The organism is Glycomyces artemisiae (genome assembly GCF_003002955.1).
GTDB classification, from domain to species: domain Bacteria; phylum Actinomycetota; class Actinomycetes; order Mycobacteriales; family Micromonosporaceae; genus Glycomyces; species Glycomyces artemisiae.
Map to the genome: position 1 here is coordinate 274628 of NZ_PVTJ01000003.1, position 17066 is coordinate 291693.

Annotated in this window: 14 protein-coding genes; 4 read left to right on the forward strand and 10 right to left on the reverse strand. The window is 73.2% G+C overall.

Annotated elements, in window-relative coordinates; genetic code table 11:
* Window positions 1–15 precede the first annotated feature (15 nt).
* Window positions 16–891: an RNA polymerase sigma factor SigJ gene (gene sigJ, locus B0I28_RS10085; RefSeq protein WP_106363948.1), complete on the forward strand. Its 876-nt coding sequence runs from the start codon at window positions 16–18 to the stop codon at window positions 889–891.
* A gap of 83 nt (window positions 892–974) precedes the next feature.
* On the opposite strand, the gene B0I28_RS10090 is transcribed toward sigJ, so the two are convergent.
* The 5 genes from B0I28_RS10090 to B0I28_RS10110 all read right to left on the reverse strand — a co-directional run bounded on the left by B0I28_RS10090 (window position 975) and on the right by B0I28_RS10110 (window position 5143).
* A complete protein-coding gene (locus B0I28_RS10090; RefSeq protein ID WP_106363693.1) occupies window positions 975–1736 on the reverse strand; it encodes an arginase family protein in 762 nt (253 codons plus the stop codon).
* A 17-nt stretch (window positions 1737–1753) separates the two neighbouring features.
* The gene (locus B0I28_RS27205; protein WP_106363694.1) at window positions 1754–2233 is read right to left on the reverse strand and encodes an RDD family protein; all 480 of its coding nucleotides are present in this window, start codon (window positions 2231–2233) and stop codon (window positions 1754–1756) included.
* A gap of 76 nt (window positions 2234–2309) precedes the next feature.
* Window positions 2310–2735: a hypothetical protein gene (locus B0I28_RS10100; RefSeq protein ID WP_106363695.1), complete on the reverse strand. Its 426-nt coding sequence runs from the start codon at window positions 2733–2735 to the stop codon at window positions 2310–2312.
* A 153-nt stretch (window positions 2736–2888) separates the two neighbouring features.
* On the reverse strand, window positions 2889–3569 hold the full coding sequence (locus B0I28_RS10105) for a response regulator (protein ID WP_106363696.1): 681 nt from the start codon (window positions 3567–3569) through the stop codon (window positions 2889–2891).
* The gene (locus tag B0I28_RS10110) at window positions 3566–5143 is read right to left on the reverse strand and encodes an ATP-binding protein (RefSeq protein WP_106363949.1); all 1578 of its coding nucleotides are present in this window, start codon (window positions 5141–5143) and stop codon (window positions 3566–3568) included. The genes B0I28_RS10105 and B0I28_RS10110 overlap by 4 nt, the downstream gene beginning before the upstream one ends.
* 111 nt (window positions 5144–5254) lie before the next feature.
* Here B0I28_RS10110 and B0I28_RS10115 point away from each other — a divergent pair, with 111 nt between their 5' ends.
* A complete protein-coding gene (locus B0I28_RS10115) occupies window positions 5255–6613 on the forward strand; it encodes a cation:dicarboxylate symporter family transporter (RefSeq protein ID WP_106363697.1) in 1359 nt (452 codons plus the stop codon).
* A gap of 57 nt (window positions 6614–6670) precedes the next feature.
* On the opposite strand, the gene B0I28_RS10120 is transcribed toward B0I28_RS10115, so the two are convergent.
* From B0I28_RS10120 to B0I28_RS10130, 3 genes are all read right to left on the reverse strand, one after another.
* Window positions 6671–7567: a hypothetical protein gene (locus B0I28_RS10120; RefSeq protein WP_146148038.1), complete on the reverse strand. Its 897-nt coding sequence runs from the start codon at window positions 7565–7567 to the stop codon at window positions 6671–6673.
* Between the two features lie 119 nt (window positions 7568–7686).
* Window positions 7687–8658 (reverse strand): NAD-dependent epimerase/dehydratase family protein, encoded by a 972-nt coding sequence (locus tag B0I28_RS10125; RefSeq protein WP_106363699.1) that lies wholly within the window; start codon window positions 8656–8658, stop codon window positions 7687–7689.
* Between the two features lie 79 nt (window positions 8659–8737).
* Complete coding sequence (locus tag B0I28_RS10130; RefSeq protein WP_106363700.1) at window positions 8738–9712, reverse strand: NADP-dependent oxidoreductase; 975 nt, start codon at window positions 9710–9712, stop codon at window positions 8738–8740.
* Between the two features lie 93 nt (window positions 9713–9805).
* On the opposite strand from B0I28_RS10130, the gene B0I28_RS10135 reads away from it, so the two are divergent.
* The gene (locus tag B0I28_RS10135; protein WP_106363701.1) at window positions 9806–10396 is read left to right on the forward strand and encodes a TetR/AcrR family transcriptional regulator; all 591 of its coding nucleotides are present in this window, start codon (window positions 9806–9808) and stop codon (window positions 10394–10396) included.
* An 82-nt stretch (window positions 10397–10478) separates the two neighbouring features.
* Window positions 10479–11081: a class I SAM-dependent methyltransferase gene (locus B0I28_RS10140; RefSeq protein WP_106363702.1), complete on the forward strand. Its 603-nt coding sequence runs from the start codon at window positions 10479–10481 to the stop codon at window positions 11079–11081.
* A gap of 37 nt (window positions 11082–11118) precedes the next feature.
* Here B0I28_RS10140 and B0I28_RS10145 read toward each other — a convergent pair whose 3' ends face one another.
* Window positions 11119–13365 carry a glycoside hydrolase family 43 protein gene (locus B0I28_RS10145; RefSeq protein WP_106363703.1) on the reverse strand — a complete coding sequence of 749 codons (2247 nt, stop codon included), beginning with the start codon at window positions 13363–13365 and terminating at the stop codon, window positions 11119–11121.
* A 26-nt stretch (window positions 13366–13391) separates the two neighbouring features.
* Window positions 13392–17027, reverse strand: coding sequence for an alpha-glucuronidase family glycosyl hydrolase (locus B0I28_RS10150; RefSeq protein WP_106363704.1), 3636 nt, complete (start codon window positions 17025–17027; stop codon window positions 13392–13394).
* Between the last annotated feature and the right edge of the window lie 39 nt (window positions 17028–17066).

Genomic DNA, 17066 nt, shown 5'->3' on the forward strand with positions numbered 1-17066 from the left:
GGCCTCGCGGAGGTCATGAGCGAGCGGCGGCAGCTGCTGAACCTGGCGTACCGGCTGCTCGGCTCGGTCGCCGACGCCGAGGACGCCGTGCAGGAGACGTACGCGCGCTGGTACGCGCTGCCGCGCGAGCGCCAGGAGGAGATCGCGTCGGTCGGCGCGTGGCTGACGACGGTGGCGAGCCGCATCTGCCTGGACCAGCTGGGGTCGGCGCGCTCGCGGCGCGAGCGGTACGTGGGCGAGTGGATCCCCGAGCCGGTGCCCGACGCCCGCGAGTGGGCGGCGGTGCCCGCGCCCGTGGACCCGGCCGACCGGGTCACGCTCGACGAGTCGGTGTCCATGGCGTTCCTGGTGGTCCTGGACGCGATGACCCCGGCCGAGCGGGTCGCGTTCGTCCTCCACGACGTGTTCAGGTACCCGTTCGCGGAGGTCGCCCGGATCGTCGGCCGTTCCCCCGAGGCGTGCCGCCAGCTCGCGTCCTCGGCGCGGCGGCGCCTCCGCGCCGAGCGGGCGCCCGCCGCACCCGCCCGCGCGGACCTGGTGCGGGACTTCAAGACCGCGTGGGAGGCCCGCGACATGGCCGCGCTCGTGGACCTCCTCGACCCGAACGCCTCGATGACGGCCGACGGCGGCGGGCTCGTCGGCGCGGCCCTGCACCCGGTGGTGGGCCCCGAGGCCATCGCGCGGTACGTGCTCGACCTGGCGCGGTGGGCCCCGGGGATGCAGCTCCTCGAACGCGAGGTCAACGGCCAGCCGGGCCTGGTGGCCCGCCGCGACGGCGTCACGGCGGCGGTCGCCGCGTTCGACACGGCGGCCGTCGGAACCGGAGCCGACCGGATCGCGCGGATCTGGGTGGTCCGCAACCCGGAGAAGCTGCGGCGCTGGCCCGGGTAGCCATTCCTGGAGGCAGTCCCGGGCGGCGTCGAGGCGGGCCCGCCGTCGCCGTTGATACGGGCGCGGACCCGCCGCGGGGTTGCCTAGCCCAGTGCGTCGACGGCCGCGGCGATGACGCGCGCGGGGAGGGCCGCGGGCGCGGCGGGGCCGGGTTCCCAGGTGCAGGCGATGTTCAGGCCCGCGACGCGTCCGGTGCCGGTGATGGTGCGGAGCGCTTGCAGGACAAGGGCTTCGTCGGGTCCGTCCGGAGCCGGGTAGCGGGCGCCGGGCATGGTCTCGGGGTCGAGGGTGTCGAGGTCGAGGTTGACAAGCAGCGGGCCCTCGGGAAGGTCGGCGGCGGTGAGGCCGTCGAGCGGGCGGTGGCGGATCGCGGTCGCCGCGATGTGGTCGGCCTCGGGCGGGTCGAGGTCGCGGCCGTCGAGGAGGAGGGTCCGGTCCTCGCCGACCGGCCGCAGCCGCAGGGGCTCGGCGAGCAGGTCGGGGCGGTAGCCGTGGAGGAACCGCAGGGCCATGCCGCCGACGTAGCCGGACGCCGTCGTCTCCAGGGTCTGGAGGTCGCCGTGGGCGTCGATCCACACGACGGCCGGGTCGGTCCCGGCGCGCTGGAGGCCGGCGGCCAGGCCGATCGAGAGCGTGCAGTCGCCGGTGACCGCGAGGACGGGGCCGTCCGCTGCGGCGGCGGCCGCGTCGTCGGCGAACCGGTCGTGCAGGCGGACCAGGCGCGCCCACATGTCGGCGTCGGGGAGGTCGGCGGCGGTCTCGCGCACGTCGGCGCCCTCGGGCAGCGCCGGGCGCAGATCCGGGAGGTGCTCGTCCAGATGGTAAGGCGCGTAAAGGATCGGCATCGGCCGATCGTATCGGGTCAGCGGCGGGCCGGGAGCGGGCCGACGTGGTGGCCGTCCGCGTAGAGGCGGCGCGTGCGGGCGACGTCGATGCTGCCGCGCTTCAGGGTCCCGTCGGCGTACCCGCCGCCCGCGACGACGCCGATGATCAAGAGCGGCAGCAGGAGTGTGCGGACGAGCATCGCCCACGGGCCCTTCGCGCCGATGCGGCCGCCGTCGCTGAGGCGCACCAGGCGCGTGCCCGTGACGAGCGCGCCGATCGCGCGGCCGTTCGTATAGAAGAGGCCGTAGACCAAGGGCACGAGGACCGGGAGCGTCAGGACGACCGCGGTCGCGAGGTTCTCGTCCATTGCGAACAGCGGCGAGACGGCGCCCATGCCGGCCCCGATGAGGACCAGGTACACGGTGAAGTCGACGAGCCAGGCGAAGAACATCGCCCAGCCGCCCGCCTCCACATAGCGCGTGCCGTCGGCGAACGCCTTGATCTTCTGTGCTGCCATGGTGGGGAACCCTATCGATCGTCGGCGGGCGGGGTGCGGCCCCCGCCGGGGCGGGGGCCGCGAGGGGAGGAGCGGGTCAGCCCTGCGGGACGTCGTCCACGGCGATGTCGAACTCGAACTGCTCGCCTTCGATGTTCGTGACGGTGATGGTCACTTCGTACTCGGCGCCGTCGACCGGGTCGATGAGGTCGCAGTAGGTCATGCGGTCCAGGTAGATCGTGATGTTGACGTCGCCGCAGTCGATCTCGGGCCGGTAGCCGAGCTGCGCCTCCAGCGCGTCCTCGGACGCCTCGGCGAGGCGCGACGCCTCGATCGCGAGGCTCTGCGCGCCGTCGGTCGGCGGCGCGGAGCTCTCCTCCTGCGACGGCTGCTGGTCGGCCGCGGACGACTCGGCGCTCGTCGGCTCCTCGCTGGGCTCCACGTCGCCTATCTCGAAGGAGCAGGCGGCGAGGCCGAGCAGCAGGGCGGCGGCGGGCAGGAGGGCGAGGGTACGGCGGGGCACGGTAGGGCCTTTCGTCGGCTGACGGGCGAGCGCCCGAGGTCGTGCCAATGCTGCCCCGGGAACGGGCCCGTTTCGAGGCGGAAGACCGGCGGGAAACCGGCGGGATCGGGCCCCGGTCTTGACGGGTCCCGGGATTCGGGACTCAGCCGGGGGTCAGCCGGGCTTGACGAGCGTGTACCAGACCTCGGGGCGGCCGACGCTCCCGTAGTGCGGGTGACGGCGCGCGAGGCCGTTGTCCGCCAGGTACTCCAGGTACCGGCGGGCGGTCACGCGGGCGATGCCGACCGCGGTCGCGATGGCCGCCGCGGACAGGCCCTCGGCGGCCGTGCCGAGGGCCTCGTTGATCGCGTCGAGCGTGGTCCCGCTGAGCCCCTTGGGAAGCGGACCCGGCCCGGAAGTCCGCAGCTCCCCCAGCATCCGGTCGACGTCGGTCTGCCCACCGACCTCGCCGGGCCGGGCGACCTGCGCCCGCCACGCCGCATAGCCCTCCAGCTTGCCCTTCAAGGTGGCGAACGCGAACGGCTTGAGCAGGTACTGCATGACGCCGGAGGAGACCGCGGCGCGGACCTCCGAGAGGTCCCGCGCGGAGGTCACGGCGATGACGTCGACCGGCGAGGCCGCGGCGCGCAGGGCGTTGCAGACGGCGAGGCCGTGCGTGTCGGGCAGGTAGAAGTCGAGCAGCACCAGGTCCACCGCGTGCTTGGAGCAGAAGCGGAGGGCGTCGCCGCCCGAGTGGACCACCCCGGCCACCGTGAACCCGGCGACGCGCTCGACGTACTGCCGGTGGGCGTCGGCGGCCACCGGGTCGTCCTCGACGACGAGTACGCGGATCATCGCACCGACGATAGCGGCACGCGCACGGTGAAGACGGCGCCCTCGTCGTTCGCGACCTCGATCGCACCGCCCAAGCGCCGCACGGCCTGTCCGACCAGCGCCAGGCCCAGGCCCCTGCCGGTCTCGCCCTTGGTGGACCAGCCGCGCCGGAAGATGTCGGCCTCGTCCGCGATCCCGGCCCCGGAGTCGGCGACGCGCACGAACAGCTCCCCCGCGTCGGTCCGGATCGTCACGGCGACGCTCGGCGCCCGCTCGGCCGCGCCCTCGACCGCCGCGTCCATGGCGTTGTCGATGAGGTTCCCGAGGATCGTGATGAGGTCTCGGGCGTCCACTTCGCCGTCCGTCTCCTGCATCGCGGTGTCCGCGGTCAGCTCCAGGTCGACGCCGCGTTCGCTGGCCTCGCTGAGCTTCCCGAGGAGCAGCGCCGCGAGCACCGGCTCCGAGACCGCGCCCACGACCCGGTCGGTGAGCTGCTGCGCGACCTCCAGCTCCGCGGTCGCCAGCGCCACGGCCCGGTCGGTGCGGCCGAGCTCGATGAGGGAGATGACGGCGTGGAGGCGGTTGGCGGACTCGTGGGCCTGGGAGCGCAGGGACTCGGCGAAGCCGCGGACGGTGTCGAGCTCGCCGGTGAGGTTCTGGAGCTCGGTGTGGTCGCGGAGGGTCACGGCGTTGCCCATGCGGCGGTCGCCGGAGCGCACGGGGACGGTGTTGACGAGCAGGAGCCGGGTGTCGGTGAGGTGGAGCTCGTCGCTGCGCGGCTCGGGCGAGGTGAACGTGGCGGCGAGGTCTTCGGCCAGGCCGAGGTCGGCGACGGGGGTGCCGCGGGGGCTGTCGGGGAGGCCGAGGAGGTCGCGGGCGGCGCTGTTGCACAAGGCGATGCGGCCGTCGCGGCCGACGAGGACGAGTCCTTCGCGCACCGAGTGGAGGATCGCCTGGTAGTACTCGAACATGTCGCGCAGTTCGCCGGGAGCGACGCCGCGGGTCTGGCGGGAGAGGCGAGCAGAGACGAAGTAGGAGCCGGTGACGCCGACGGCGAGGACGCCCGCGGCGACGGCGGCGAGCGGGAGGAGCCGTTCGTTGAGTTCGGCGGAGATGGCCTCGACGGTGATGCCGACGGCGACGAGCGCGACGACGTCGCCGTCCTCGCCGAAGACGGGGACGACGGCGCGCACGGAGGGGCCGAGGGTGCCCGCGTAGGTCTCGGTGAAGGGCCGTCCTTCAAGGGCCGGTTCGGTGTTGCCGATGAAGTGGCGGCCGATCTGGGCGGGGTCGGGGTGGGTGAAGCGGACGCCGTCGCGGTCCATGATCGTGATGAAGTCGACCTCGGTGTCGGCGCGCACGCGCTCGGTGAACGGCTGGAGGTCGCGGCTGGGGAGCGAGGTGGCGAGGGCGTCGGTGACGGCGGGCGAGTCGGCGACGGTGGAGGCGACGGCGAGGACCTTGTCGCGGGCGTTGGCGTCGACGGCCCGCTGCGCGTCGGCGTAGGCGAGTGCGGTGCCGACGCCGACGAGGACGCCCACGAGGACGAGTTGCAGCGCGAGGAGCTGCCGGGCCAGGGTCCACCTTTTGGTCACGAACAATGAGAGCACACGCGGTTAACGCGACCGAAATGAACAGAATCGTGACTTGCTTCACAAGGGTCCGGATACTTCGGTGGTCAACCCTTCCCTGTTGAGGAGCCGAAGATGTCTTCCCCGCCGCCCCCGAAGCGCCGCGACCGCACCCACTTCCTGTACCTCGCCGTCATCGTCGCCGTCGTCCTCGGCGTCGCCGTCGGCTTCGCGTTCCCCGAGTTCGCCAAGCAGCTCAAGCCGCTGGGCACCGGGTTCGTGGCCCTCATCAAGATGATGATCGTGCCGATCATCTTCTGCACGATCGTGCTCGGGATCGGCTCGGTCGCCAAGGCCGCGAAGGTCGGCCGGGTCGGGCTCATCGCGCTCGGCTACTTCCTGCTGATGTCGACGTTCGCGCTGGCGATCGGCCTGGTCGTGGGCAACCTGCTGCACCCGGGCGAGGGGATGCACCTCGACCCGACCGCGGCGGCCACGGCGCAGGAGCAGGCGGCGGAGGCCGGCGGCCACGGCACCGTGGACTTCCTGCTGGGGATCATCCCCGAGAGCATGGCGTCGGCGTTCACGTCGGGCTCGGTGCTCCAGGCGCTGCTGGTGGCGCTGCTCGCCGGGTTCGCGCTCCAGAAGATGGGGCCCGCGGGCGAGCCGCTGCTGCGCGCCATCGGGCACCTCCAGAAGCTCGTGTTCCGGATCCTCGCGATGATCATGTGGGCGGCGCCGGTGGGCGCGTTCGGCGCGATCGCGGCGGTGGTCGGCGAGACCGGCTGGGCCGCTTTGAAGGGCCTCGCGGTCATCATGCTCGGGTTCTACGCGACGTGCCTGCTGTTCGTGGTGTGCGTGCTCGGGTCGGTGCTGTGGCTGGCGGCCCGGGTGAACCTGTTCCAGCTGCTGCGGTACCTGGGCCGGGAGTTCCTGCTCATCGTCTCCACCTCGTCGTCGGAGTCGGCGCTGCCGCGGCTCATCGCGAAGATGGAGCACCTCGGGGTGAGCAAGCCGGTCGTGGGCATCACGGTCCCGACCGGGTACTCGTTCAACCTGGACGGCACCGCGATCTACCTGACGATGGCGACGCTGTTCATCGCCACCGCGCAAGGGGACTCGCTGAGCATCGGCGAGCAGGTCTCCCTGCTGGTGTTCATGATCATCGCCTCGAAGGGCGCGGCGGGCGTCTCGGGCGCCGGGATCGCGACCCTCGCCGGGGGCCTCCAGTCGCACCGGCCGGAGCTGGTCGACGGCGTCGGGTTCATCCTCGGCATCGACCGGTTCATGTCGGAGGCGCGGGCGGTCACCAACTTCGCGGGCAACGCGGTGGCGACGGTCCTCATCGGCACGTGGACGAAGGAGTTCGACCGCGACCAGGCGAACCGGGTGTTCGCGGGCCGCGACCCGTTCAACGAGGCGACCCTCGTCGACGACCATGCGGCTCCGGAGATTCCGGAGCAGCCCAGGGACAAGCAGCTGCAGCCCGTCTAGTCCCCCATGATCGCGAACGGGCCGCTCTACTTGCCGGATGGGCGGCCCGTTCGTTCCTCACCATGACGAGTAGAGGCGGTGCTGCGCGGCGGCGACCGCCTCGGCGGCGTCGGCGGCGAGGCCGTGGCGGCCGCCTTCACCGAACAGGCCGGCGCGCATGAACACGAAGTCGCGCACGCGGCCGTACCGGTCCACTGTGGCGCGGCTGAGTCCGCTGCCGGAGTAGGCCTCCCAGCGGGAGGTGTCCCCGCCGCCCTTGCCGGAGCCGATGCGCGGGACGGCGTCGTGCCAGCGGACCTCCTGGGCGCGGGCCCAGCGCCGCTTCTCGGCGGCGACCCAGGCTCGGATGAGGCTCGCGGCGATCGTCCTGCCGCCCAGGCGCTCCACGCCGCGATGGAGCGCGAGGTCCTGGAGCGTGCCGTCGAGGCCCACGGCCACCGAGACGGCCTGGTCCGCGTCGGTGCCGGTGAACTCCCAGGTGCTGAAGTGCTCCTCAGCGCCGCTGGAGACGCCGCGGATGCGGCTCTTGGACGCCACCATCCGCTCGGCGTTGGCGCGGAAGCCCGGGTGCTGCTTGGCGATCTCGCGGATGATGAGGTGCTGCGCGGTGAGGACCTGGCGCGGCGCCAGGCCTTTGCCGGTCAGGGCGGTCGAGCGGAGGACGCGCTTGACGCCGCCGCTGTAGTGCGGATGCCGGGCCGCGATCTGCTCGATGAAGTCCTCCAGCGCATCGCCTTCGGCAGTGCCGCTTTCGAAGGCGCCGTCTTCGAACGCGCCGTCCTCGACCGCGTCGCCGAAGTGGTGGGCGAGCGCGGTCGCGTACACGCGGCGCACGATGTCGCCGTAGGCGAGGCGGTCGCGGTCGTCCAGGTCCCGGTAGGCGGTGCGGGCGTCGCGGTCGCCGGTCCGGATGTAGGTGACGAGCGCTCCGGTTCCGGGCAAGGGTCGGGGCATGGGGGTCCTTCTGAGCGGTCGCCGAAGGCGACGGTGTGCGGGGAGTGTGCTCGGTCCTGCCAAGGCGCGCAAGCGGGGTCATCGTACAGAGGCCCCGCTCGCGCGCGGCGGTCCCGGGTTCACACCGCGAGGGGCCGCTCCACTTCGAGGCGGTCGTGGTCGATCAGCCAGCGCACGGCCTCCAGGATCGCTTCGTCGGGCTGGTACGCGGGCGCGTAGCCGATGAGGGTGCGGGCCTTCTCGATGCTGAGGACGTGGTTGCGGGACAGGTGCTCCCAGCTCGCGTCGGCGTGCTCGGCCTTGGCGCCCGCACGGAACTCGTCCCAGGTGACGGTCTCCAGGTCGGCGTCCTGGCTGAACCAGGAGGCGGCGGCCTCGGCGAGGCCGCGCACGTTCATCGCGGTGGGAGCGACCATGTGGAAGTCCTCGCCCGATGCTGCCTCGGGGCGCTCGACGGCGTTCGCGAAGCCCTGGGCGACGTCGTCGGCGTGCACGTGGTGCATGTGCTCGGCGCCGATCCCGGGGATGCGGAGGGTGCGCCCGGCCGAGAGGGTGCGCCACACCTCGGGGTCGAGGTTGCCGAGCGGGCCGATGGGGTGCCAGCCGGGGCCGACGATGTGGCCGGGGTGGAGCGTGGTGGTGGCGAGGCCCCCGGATGCGGTCTCGGCCTTGAGCATCCGCGCGATGAGGTCCTTCTGGATCCCGTACTCGCCGAACGGCGGCGTGCCCTCGCCTTCGCGGATCGGCGAGCGGTGGCTGACGCCGTAGCGCCAGACGGTGCCGCAGTGCAGCAGGTGGCCGGTCTCGCCGCGCAGGCGCTCGACGAGCGCGGTCGCGGAGTCGAGCGTGAAGCACACGAGGTCCACGACGGCGTCGGGCCGCAGCGCGGCGACGGTGTCGCCGAAGACGCCGTCGGCGTCCTGCTGCTCGCGGTCGGCGGTCACCTGCTCGACCTGGGCCCACTCGGGCGCGTCCGCGTAGGCGGCGCGCTTGCCGCGGCTGATGTTGACGACCTCGTGGCCCGCGCGCACGAGCCGCGGCACCAGGTAGGTGCCGATGTGCCCGCTGCCGCCGATGACGACGATCTTCATGGTGTCCCTCCCCCTTCGGGCCCGCCCGGGCCCGGCGCTCCGATGCTATCCAGCGCCGGTCCCGGTGCGGCCCGACAGGTCAGTCGGCGGCGACGCGGACGACGAGTTTGCCGAAGGTGTGGCGGCGCTGGAAGTCGATGATCGCCTGGGGCCCTTGGTCGAGCGTGTAGCGGCGGCCGATCGGTGCCGCGAGGAGACCTTTGGCGGCGTCGGCGGCGACCTCGGCCATGCCGCCGAGGCGGCCGTCCATGTCGAGGACGAAGTGCAGGTCGACGTCGTCGCGGCCGAGCTGCTCGGGCTGCGTGACGGGGTAGGTGATGGTAACGAGGCGCCCGCCGGGGCGCAGAGTCGCGGCCACGCCTTCGAGCCGGTCGCCCGGGAGGACGAGGTTGTAGACGGCGTCGACGCCGGCCGGGTACTCGGCGGGGTCGTAGCCGATCACCTCGCTCGCGCCCAGGCCGCGCACGAGGTCGGCGTCTTCGGTTGTGGCCGTGGCGATCACGGTGGCCTCGGCGGCGAGGAGCGGGAGGAGCGCGGTCCCGACGCCGCCGGTGGCGCCGACGACGAGGACGGTCTCGCCGGGCTTCGCCGGGGCGGTCGCGATGGTCGCGCGGGCGGTGAGGCCGACGGTGGGGAGCGCGGCGGCGGCCTCGGCGTCGAGCTCCGGCGGGCGGTGCGCGATGAACGGCGTGTCGGCCTCGAAGACGGCGTACTGGGCGAGCGCGCCGGTGCCGACCGAGGGCCGCTCGACGCCGCCGAGGACGCGGATCGCGCGCGGGACGGCGTGGCCGAAGACCTCGTCGCCGACGCGGAAGCCGTCGACGCCGGGCCCGGTCTCGGTGACCGTGCCCGCGAAGTCGTTGCCGGGCACGTGCGGGAATTCGAGCGGGAAGTCCTCGCGGAACGCCCCGGCGAGGAGCACCGTGTCGGCGGGGTTGACCGAGGCGGCGGCGATGCGCACCTGGATCTGGCCGGGGCCGGGGCGGGGCGCGGGGATCTCGGCGACGGTGTAGGTCTCGGGCGGGCCGTAGTCGTTCGCGACGACTGCCTTCATGGTTCCTCCGGTAAACGGACCGTGCGGTCATGTTCTGTCAAGTCGAACGCTAGCACTAAACGGACCGGGCGGTCAACTTGCTATGCTCGGGGCATGACCCGCCTCCCGCGCGCCGACGCCGTCCGCAACCGGCGCCTGCTTCTGGCCGCGGCCGCCGACGAGTTCGCCGAGCGCGGCCTCGGCGCGTCCGTCGCCGACATCGCCCGCCGCGCAGGCGTGGGCAAGGGCACGGTCTTCCGGCACTTCGCGACCAAGGACGACCTCATCGCCGCGATCCTCGTCGACCGCATGGCGGACCTGAGCGAGCGGGGCGAAGGACTCCTCGACGCAGGGGACGCCGGGGACGCGCTGTACGAGTTCCTCACGGCCGCGGCCGAGCAGCGCCGTGAGCGCGACCTGTCGTTCCTCGCCGAGGCGAGCGAGTCGATGCCCGAGGTGGCCCGCGCCCGCGACCGGCTCCTGAAGGCGATCGACGCGCTCGTCGCGCGCGCCGCGGAGCAGGGCGCGGTCCGGTCCGACATCACCGGCACCGACGTGCTCCTGCTCATGTGCGCGCCGGTCTACGTCGCCGAAGCCGTCCCCGGCGCCGCCCCCGACCTGTGGCGCCGCTACCTCGCGATCATCTTCGACGGCCTGCGTCCCGAAGCGGCCCATCCGCTGCCGGCCGAGGCGCCGCGCCTCTGAGTTTGCCGTTCCCGCAAGAAGACTTGCCGGCTCCTTGTCTGGTGCGGCACCGTGGGCGGGAGTGAACGGAAGGGGATCTGGAATGAGCGCGGCGGACTGGGACGAGCGGTATGCGAGCCGGGAGCGGCTGTTCAGCGGCAGGCCGAACGAGGCGCTCGTGGCCGAGACCGCGGGCCTCGCGCCGGGGCAGGCGCTCGACGCCGGGTGCGGCGAGGGCGGGGACGCGATCTGGCTCGCCGAGCGGGGCTGGCGGGTCACCGCCATCGACGTCTCGCGGGTGGCCCTCGAACGCGCCGCCGAGGCCGGGGCGCACGTGGCCGACCGCATCGCCTGGTCGCGCGGCGACCTCGCCGCCGCTCCCCCGCCGCCCGGGTCGTTCGACCTGGTCACGGCCCACTACTTCCCGATCCTCCGGTCGAGCGGCCCGGCCGCGGTCGACGCGCTGCTGGCGGCCGTCGCTCCTGGAGGGACGCTCCTCGTGGTCGGCCACGCCCGGCCCGCGCCGGGGCACGAGCCCGAAGGGTTCGACTTCGACTCGTACGTGCACCCCGCCGACATTGCCCGCCGCCTCGGCGGCGGCTGGCGCATCGAAGCCGACGAGACCCGCGAGCGCCGCACCCCGCCTCCCGAAGGCGCGCACCACACCCACGACACGGTCCTGCGCGCCCGCCGGACAACGGAATGAGGGCGGGGCGGGGGTGGTCCCCCGCCCCGCCCGCTCCCTACTCGTAGAAGCGCACGTAGTCGAACGTGGCGGTCAGGCCCTCGCCGGCCATCGACACCAGGCCGATCTGCGGGTCGGCGCCCTCCGGCAGGTGCCAGACGCCGCCCCAGGTGTAGTCCGCGCCGTCGCGGCTCGTGGCCGCCTGGAACAGGTGCTCGCCGGTGTCCGGGTCGACGGTGTGGCGCAGGCGCAGCCACAGGTCGTCCGCGGCGGTGCCGACCTGCATCTCCGGCCACGGGTTGCGGTCGCGGCCGATCCACAGGAGCACCTGCCCGGACGGGCCGTTCCTGACGGGCGCCAGGTGGATCGAGCTGGACGGGGTCTGGAACGCGACGAGGCCGGCCTGCGGCCGCTGCGACTCGTCCGTCGCCGGGTCCTCGGAGATCGGCAGGTGGAGCTTCGCCTCCACCGTGTACGTCCCTTCAGGAGCGTCGTGGAGGAGCGCGGACGCCATGGCGCCCTTGCCGCTCAGGTCGGCGTCCTGCGTCGGCCACACGTACGAGCCGTCCTGGACCCGCCCGTCGGGGGCGCCGAACCACTCCCAGCCCGCCAGGTCCGCGTCGTCGAACTCCTCGCCGAAGAGCAGGTCGCCGACCTCCGGGTCCGCGATCCGCTCGGTGACGGGCTCGTAGAGCGCGGTCGCGCCGAGGTTGTCGACCTGCGCGGCGCCGCGGGTCGAAGCCGCGCCGCCGGGGGTCCAGTCGGGGACCTCGACGTCGAGTTCGGCGAGCGGCATTCCGAGGAGCGAGGCGCTGAGTTCGACATGCGCGGCGCCGCCGTCGATGACGGCGGTCAGCGAATGCCAGGCCGACAGGTCGAGGCCCTCGTAGGCTTGGGACGCAACGCGTTCCACGATCCGGCCGTGCCGCTTCACCTCGACGGCGAGCAGGCCCGAGCCGTCGATCCAGGCGACGGCGTTGTTGCGGGAGTCCTGGTAGCCCAGGACGAGTCCGGCGCGGCCGCGGTCGTCGGTGACGCGCACGTCCGCCTCCAGGCGGACGTCGCCGGAGGGTCCGTCGTCGGGGAGCAGGAACGACGGCGTCGGCGAGTTCGCACCGCCGGCGGCGAAGCCGCCGGAGAGGTCGTCTTCGCCGGTGGTCCAGCGGCCGGGCCCCTCAGCGGTGAACCCGCCGAGGCCGTCCTCGAAGCGGCTGCCCGCGTCCCAGGTGCCGACCGGGGCGGTCTGCGGGCCGTCGCTGGACCAGGCGCCGGCGTTGACCGTCGGCCAGCCGTCGATCCAGTCCAGGCGGTCCATGAGGGTCGGGCGCCCGCCCCAGGTGAGGTCCTCCTCGAAGCGGTCGAAGCCGTTCACGAGGATCCACTCCTGGCCCGAATGGTCCACGACGTTCGCCGAGTGCCCGGAGGCGACCCAGCGGTTCCCGTTGGGCGAGTTGACGATCGTGCCGCCAGGGTAGAGGCCGGTGAGGCTGTCGCCGTCGCGGTCGGTGAACGGGCCGAGCGGGCTGTCGGAGCGGCCGACGAAGACGGGGTAGCCGCCCTTCTCGCGCTCGCAGCAGCCGAGACCGGAGTAGAAGAGGTAGTAGAAGCCGTCGCGCTTGACGACGTAGGGCGCCTCGCCTTGGCGGCTGCCGACGACCTGCACCGAGTCGCCCGCGGGCGCGGTGCCGTCGGCGTTCAGCTCGACCGCGCGCACGCCCGCGTCCTTGAACGAGCCGTAGTAGAGGTACTTCGTGCCGTCGTCGTCCACGAACAGGGCCGGGTCGATCTGGTTGGCGCCGTCGTCCTCCTCGATGACGGGGCGCCCGATGTCGGTCCACGGTCCGGCCGGGGTCGGCGCGGTCGCCAGCCCGATCTGGTTCCGCGGCCCGCCGCCGCCCGCGGCGGCGTAGTAGAGGTAGTAGAGGCCGTCGATGTAGCGCACGTCGGGGGCCCAGTAGTAGGTCTTCTCGAAGTCGCGCCACTCGGGGTGGTTGTCGCGGCCGAAGACCTCGCCCACGTACTCCCAGTCCACCAGGTTCTGGGAGCGCATGATCGGCATGAAGTACTGGTCGTCCCAGGGACCGCCGCGGTTGTCCTTGCGCAGGCTCGTCTGGGTCGCGTACGCGTACCAGTAGCCGTCCTTGCCCTGGATGATCGACGGGTCCGAGAACGCGTCGGCCAGGTCGTCCATGACGTGGTTCTCGTAGGTGCCCGGCGCGTCGCCGGGGTCGGCCGCGACCGGCGGACCGGCGGCGAGCAGGCTCAGCACGGCCGCGGTCGCGACCGCCATGGTGGATCTTCGCATCAGGGGGTGCCTTTCTTTCAGCGGGTTCACTGGGGCAGGACGGCGAGCGCGGCGATGCGCCACATCTGGTTGAGTCCGCTGCCGGTGAGGGTCAGGGACGCGGTGCGGCCGCCGTCGAGGTCGAAGGAGAACCAGGTCATCGCCCGCGACGGCAGGGTGGCGGGGCCGGAGCGGCCCAGTTCCGCGCCGCCCTCGGACACGACGGTGACCGCCGAGTCGGTGAGCGGGTCGCCGGTGAGGATCCAGACCCGGTGCGGCCCTGCGGGAATCGCGAGGTCCAGGGTCCGTTCGACGGTGGCGACGACGAGGTCGCGGCGCAGCAGGTCGGTGTTGCGGCGGTCGCGGGCGTCGGGGCGCGGGCCGTTCCAGCCGTAGCCGCGGTCGGCGTCCCAGTCGCTCTCGGGTGTGAGGGCCGCGTAGCCGGGGAGCACGGACTCGGCGTCGGGCCCGGCGTCGAGGGCGAGCGCGGCCCCGGACGGGTCGGGGGCGGCGACGACTTCCACGAGCCTGCCGGTTTCGAGTTCGGTGCCGTCGGCGTGGACGGTGAGCGCGAGGCGCTTGATGGCGGGGTCCGGTCCGGCGGTCACCGGGACGGCGATGTCCTGTTCGGACTCCGCGGCGACGGTGACCGTGACCGGCTCGCTGGCCCAGCCGTCGGGAACGGCGACCTCGACCCTGACCTCCGCGTCGGCGTCGCCGCTGTTGGCGACGGCCGCAAGGATCTCGTACGTGCCGCCGGTCCACCAGACCGGTTCGGCGGTGGCGGCGTGGACGCGCACGGGCGGGAGCGGGGCGTCCGGGTCGGGGATGACGAGCGCGGCGAGCTTCCACCAGTCGTCGATGCCTTCGAACCGCAGGTCGACCGGGCCGCCGCCGTCGAGGTCCAGGTCCACCCAGGCGAACGAGCCGGACGGGAGGTCGGGGGTGGTGGTCTCGCTGTCGCCCGCGGTGATCGTGAAGGGCCGGCAGCGGGCGCCGCGGTCGCCGATGAGCAGCTGGGCCGTGTGGCGCCCGGCCGGGACGGTGATCCGGAGCGTGCAGGCGCTGGCGTGGCCGACGAGGTCGGCGGTGAGCGGTTCGAGGACGTTCCGGTCGCGCCCGTTCGGGGTCGGGCCTGAGATCCAGCCGAAGCCTTGGGCCTCAGACCATGTCGTCGCGGGAGTGAGGCGCCGGTAGCCGGGCTGCACCGGTGAGCCGTCGGTCCCGGCGTCGAGGGCGAGGTGGCAGCGCTGCCCGGCGGGGGCGACGAGGAAGCGGAGGCCGCGGCCGCCGAGCACGGTCCCTTCGGGCGTGATCGCCACTTCGACCGGGCCTTCCCAGCCGTTCAGGGGCGGTTCGACTGGGAGGACCGCGGTGGCGGTCTCGCGCGAGGGGACGTCGAGTACCGCTGCGCCCCAGTCGCCTTCGGCGGGCGCGAGGCGGGCGGTCAGTTCGCGCGCTTCGCCGCTCGCATTGGTGACCTCGACGGCGACGCGGTTGCCCCAGCCGCCGACGAGGACCCGTTCTCCGGGGACGGCGACCTGGGTCCAGGACCGGTCCTCGTCGAGGACGCGGCCGAGGTCGAAGAAGAACGCCACGATCGCGTCGCGCCAGGTCGTGGCGTGGCCGATCTGCGCGGCGAAGGCGTCGGCCACGGCCGCGAAGCGCTCGGGGTCGACGCGTCCGGCGAGGCCGGCCCAGGCGTCGGCGAACTCGCGCACGCGTTCCACCCCGAGGAAGTGCGTGTCGTAGAGGTGCTGGATGACGGTGGCGCCGGAGCGGAGCCGATGGTCGTAAGGCACCCAGTGCATGAACAGGAGCAGTTCGTCGGGCACGGTGTCGAGGTCCTCGTAGACCTCGGTCCACGCGTCGGGGTACAGGCCTGTGAAGCCGGTGCCGGTGGTGACGGTCCGGTCGAAGCCGGTGCCCGCGCCGGTGCTGTGGTGGGACTGGGTGACGGTGCCGACCGGGTCGGGGTCGAAGTGCGCGCCGCCGGGGTTGCTCAAGTAGCCCATGCCGAGCGGCGACGTGTAGTCCTCATAGGTGCGCCACGAGTCCAGGAGGATACCGGCGACGGCGGCGGTGTCATCGGGGCCGAGGCCGAAGGTCATGCGGATCCACTCGGCGGCGAGGTCGGCCGGGTCGGCGCGGGTGGACCAGGCGAGGCGCCCGAAGGCGTAGCTGTTCGCGGCCCCGAGGTCGTAGCCGGTCCAGTTCCCAGGGTCGTCGGGGGTGCCGGCGCCGAAGTTGGAGACGCCCGCGAGCCCGGCTCGGTCGGCGGCCATGATCTCGGCGACCGTGGGGCCGGTTCCGGGCCCGCCCGTGGGGAAGTCGAGGACTTCACGCCACATCGGAGCGAGGTACACCGCATGCCCGGCCTGGCCGGTGTACTCCTGGGTGATCTGGAGTTCGGCCATCTGGTTCGTGTTCCGGAGCGTGCCGAACAGGGGGTGGACGGGTTCGCGGACCTGGAAGTCGATGGGGCCGTTCTTGGTCTGGACGATGACGTTGTCGTCGAACTCGCCGTCGAGCGGCGCGAACACGCGGTGCTGGTACTCGGCCCAGTCGCCGAAGTCCTCGTGGACGAAGGACCGCCACACGATGAGGCCCTCGTGCGGGGCGACGGCGCGGGCGAGCATGTTGGCGCCGTCGGCGTGCGTGCGCCCGTAGTCGAGCGGGCCGGGGCGGCCCTCGGAGTTGGCCTTGACGAGGAACCCGCCGAGTGCGGGGATCGCCGCCTTGACCTCGGTGATCTTCGCGGCCCACCAGTCCTGGACCTGCGGGTCCGCGGGGTCGGCGGTGGTGATCGGGTCCTCGTCGTCCGCGGTGAGGACGATCGGGCTGGCGTAGTTCAGGGACAGCCACGGGCTGATCCCCCAGGTCGCGAGCATCGCGCACAGCGGAGCGAGCTTCGCGAGCATGGGCGCGTCGATGAACGCCGCGTCGGCGTTGACGTTGTTGAGGACCGCGGCGTTGATCCCGATCGAGGCGGTGAGCCGCGCGTAGTCCGTCATGCGCTGGGAGATCTCGGGAAGCGCGTCCCAGTCGAATATGGAGCGTCCGGCGTAGCCGCGTTCGACCGAGCCGTCGAGGTTGTCCCAGTGGTTCAGCATCCGCAGCTTCAGGTCGGGGGTCTCGGTGGCGTCGAGGTCCGCGGGCGCGATGCCGTTCTGGAGCAGGCGGATCAGGTGGAACACGCCGTAGAGGACGCCCGCGGGGGCGTTCGCGGCCACGATGACGCGCTTGACGCGGCGGCCGGAGCGCTCGACGCGGATCGCGAAGCCCTCGGGTCCGAGGGCGTCGGCGTCGTCGATCCGCAGATGCGGCGACGCGTCCGCGGTGCCGATGACGAGGGTGCCGTGCTCCCCCGACCAGCCGCTCGCGGGCTCGGTCCCGGTGAGGCCGGTGAGGGCACGGCGGACCTCGGCCTCGGCGTTGGCGATGCGCGGGTCGTCGCCGAAGGCGGCGACGCGTTTGAAGGCGGCCCGGAACTGGGCGAGGAGGCCGGGGTCGCTCGGCGGGCGGTAGCGGAGCCAGAGCGGCCCGTCGGGTCCCGGAGTCTCCTGCGCCTGCGCGGCCCAGGGCGATACGGCGGTGGCGAAGGCGAGGGCGCCCGCGGTCAGGGTGCCGGTCCGCAGCAGCCCGCGGCGCGTCGGCCGACCGGGCCCGTGTGGTGACGTCATTGTCAACTCCCGTGTGAGGGTATGCGCTTTCTCAAGGTG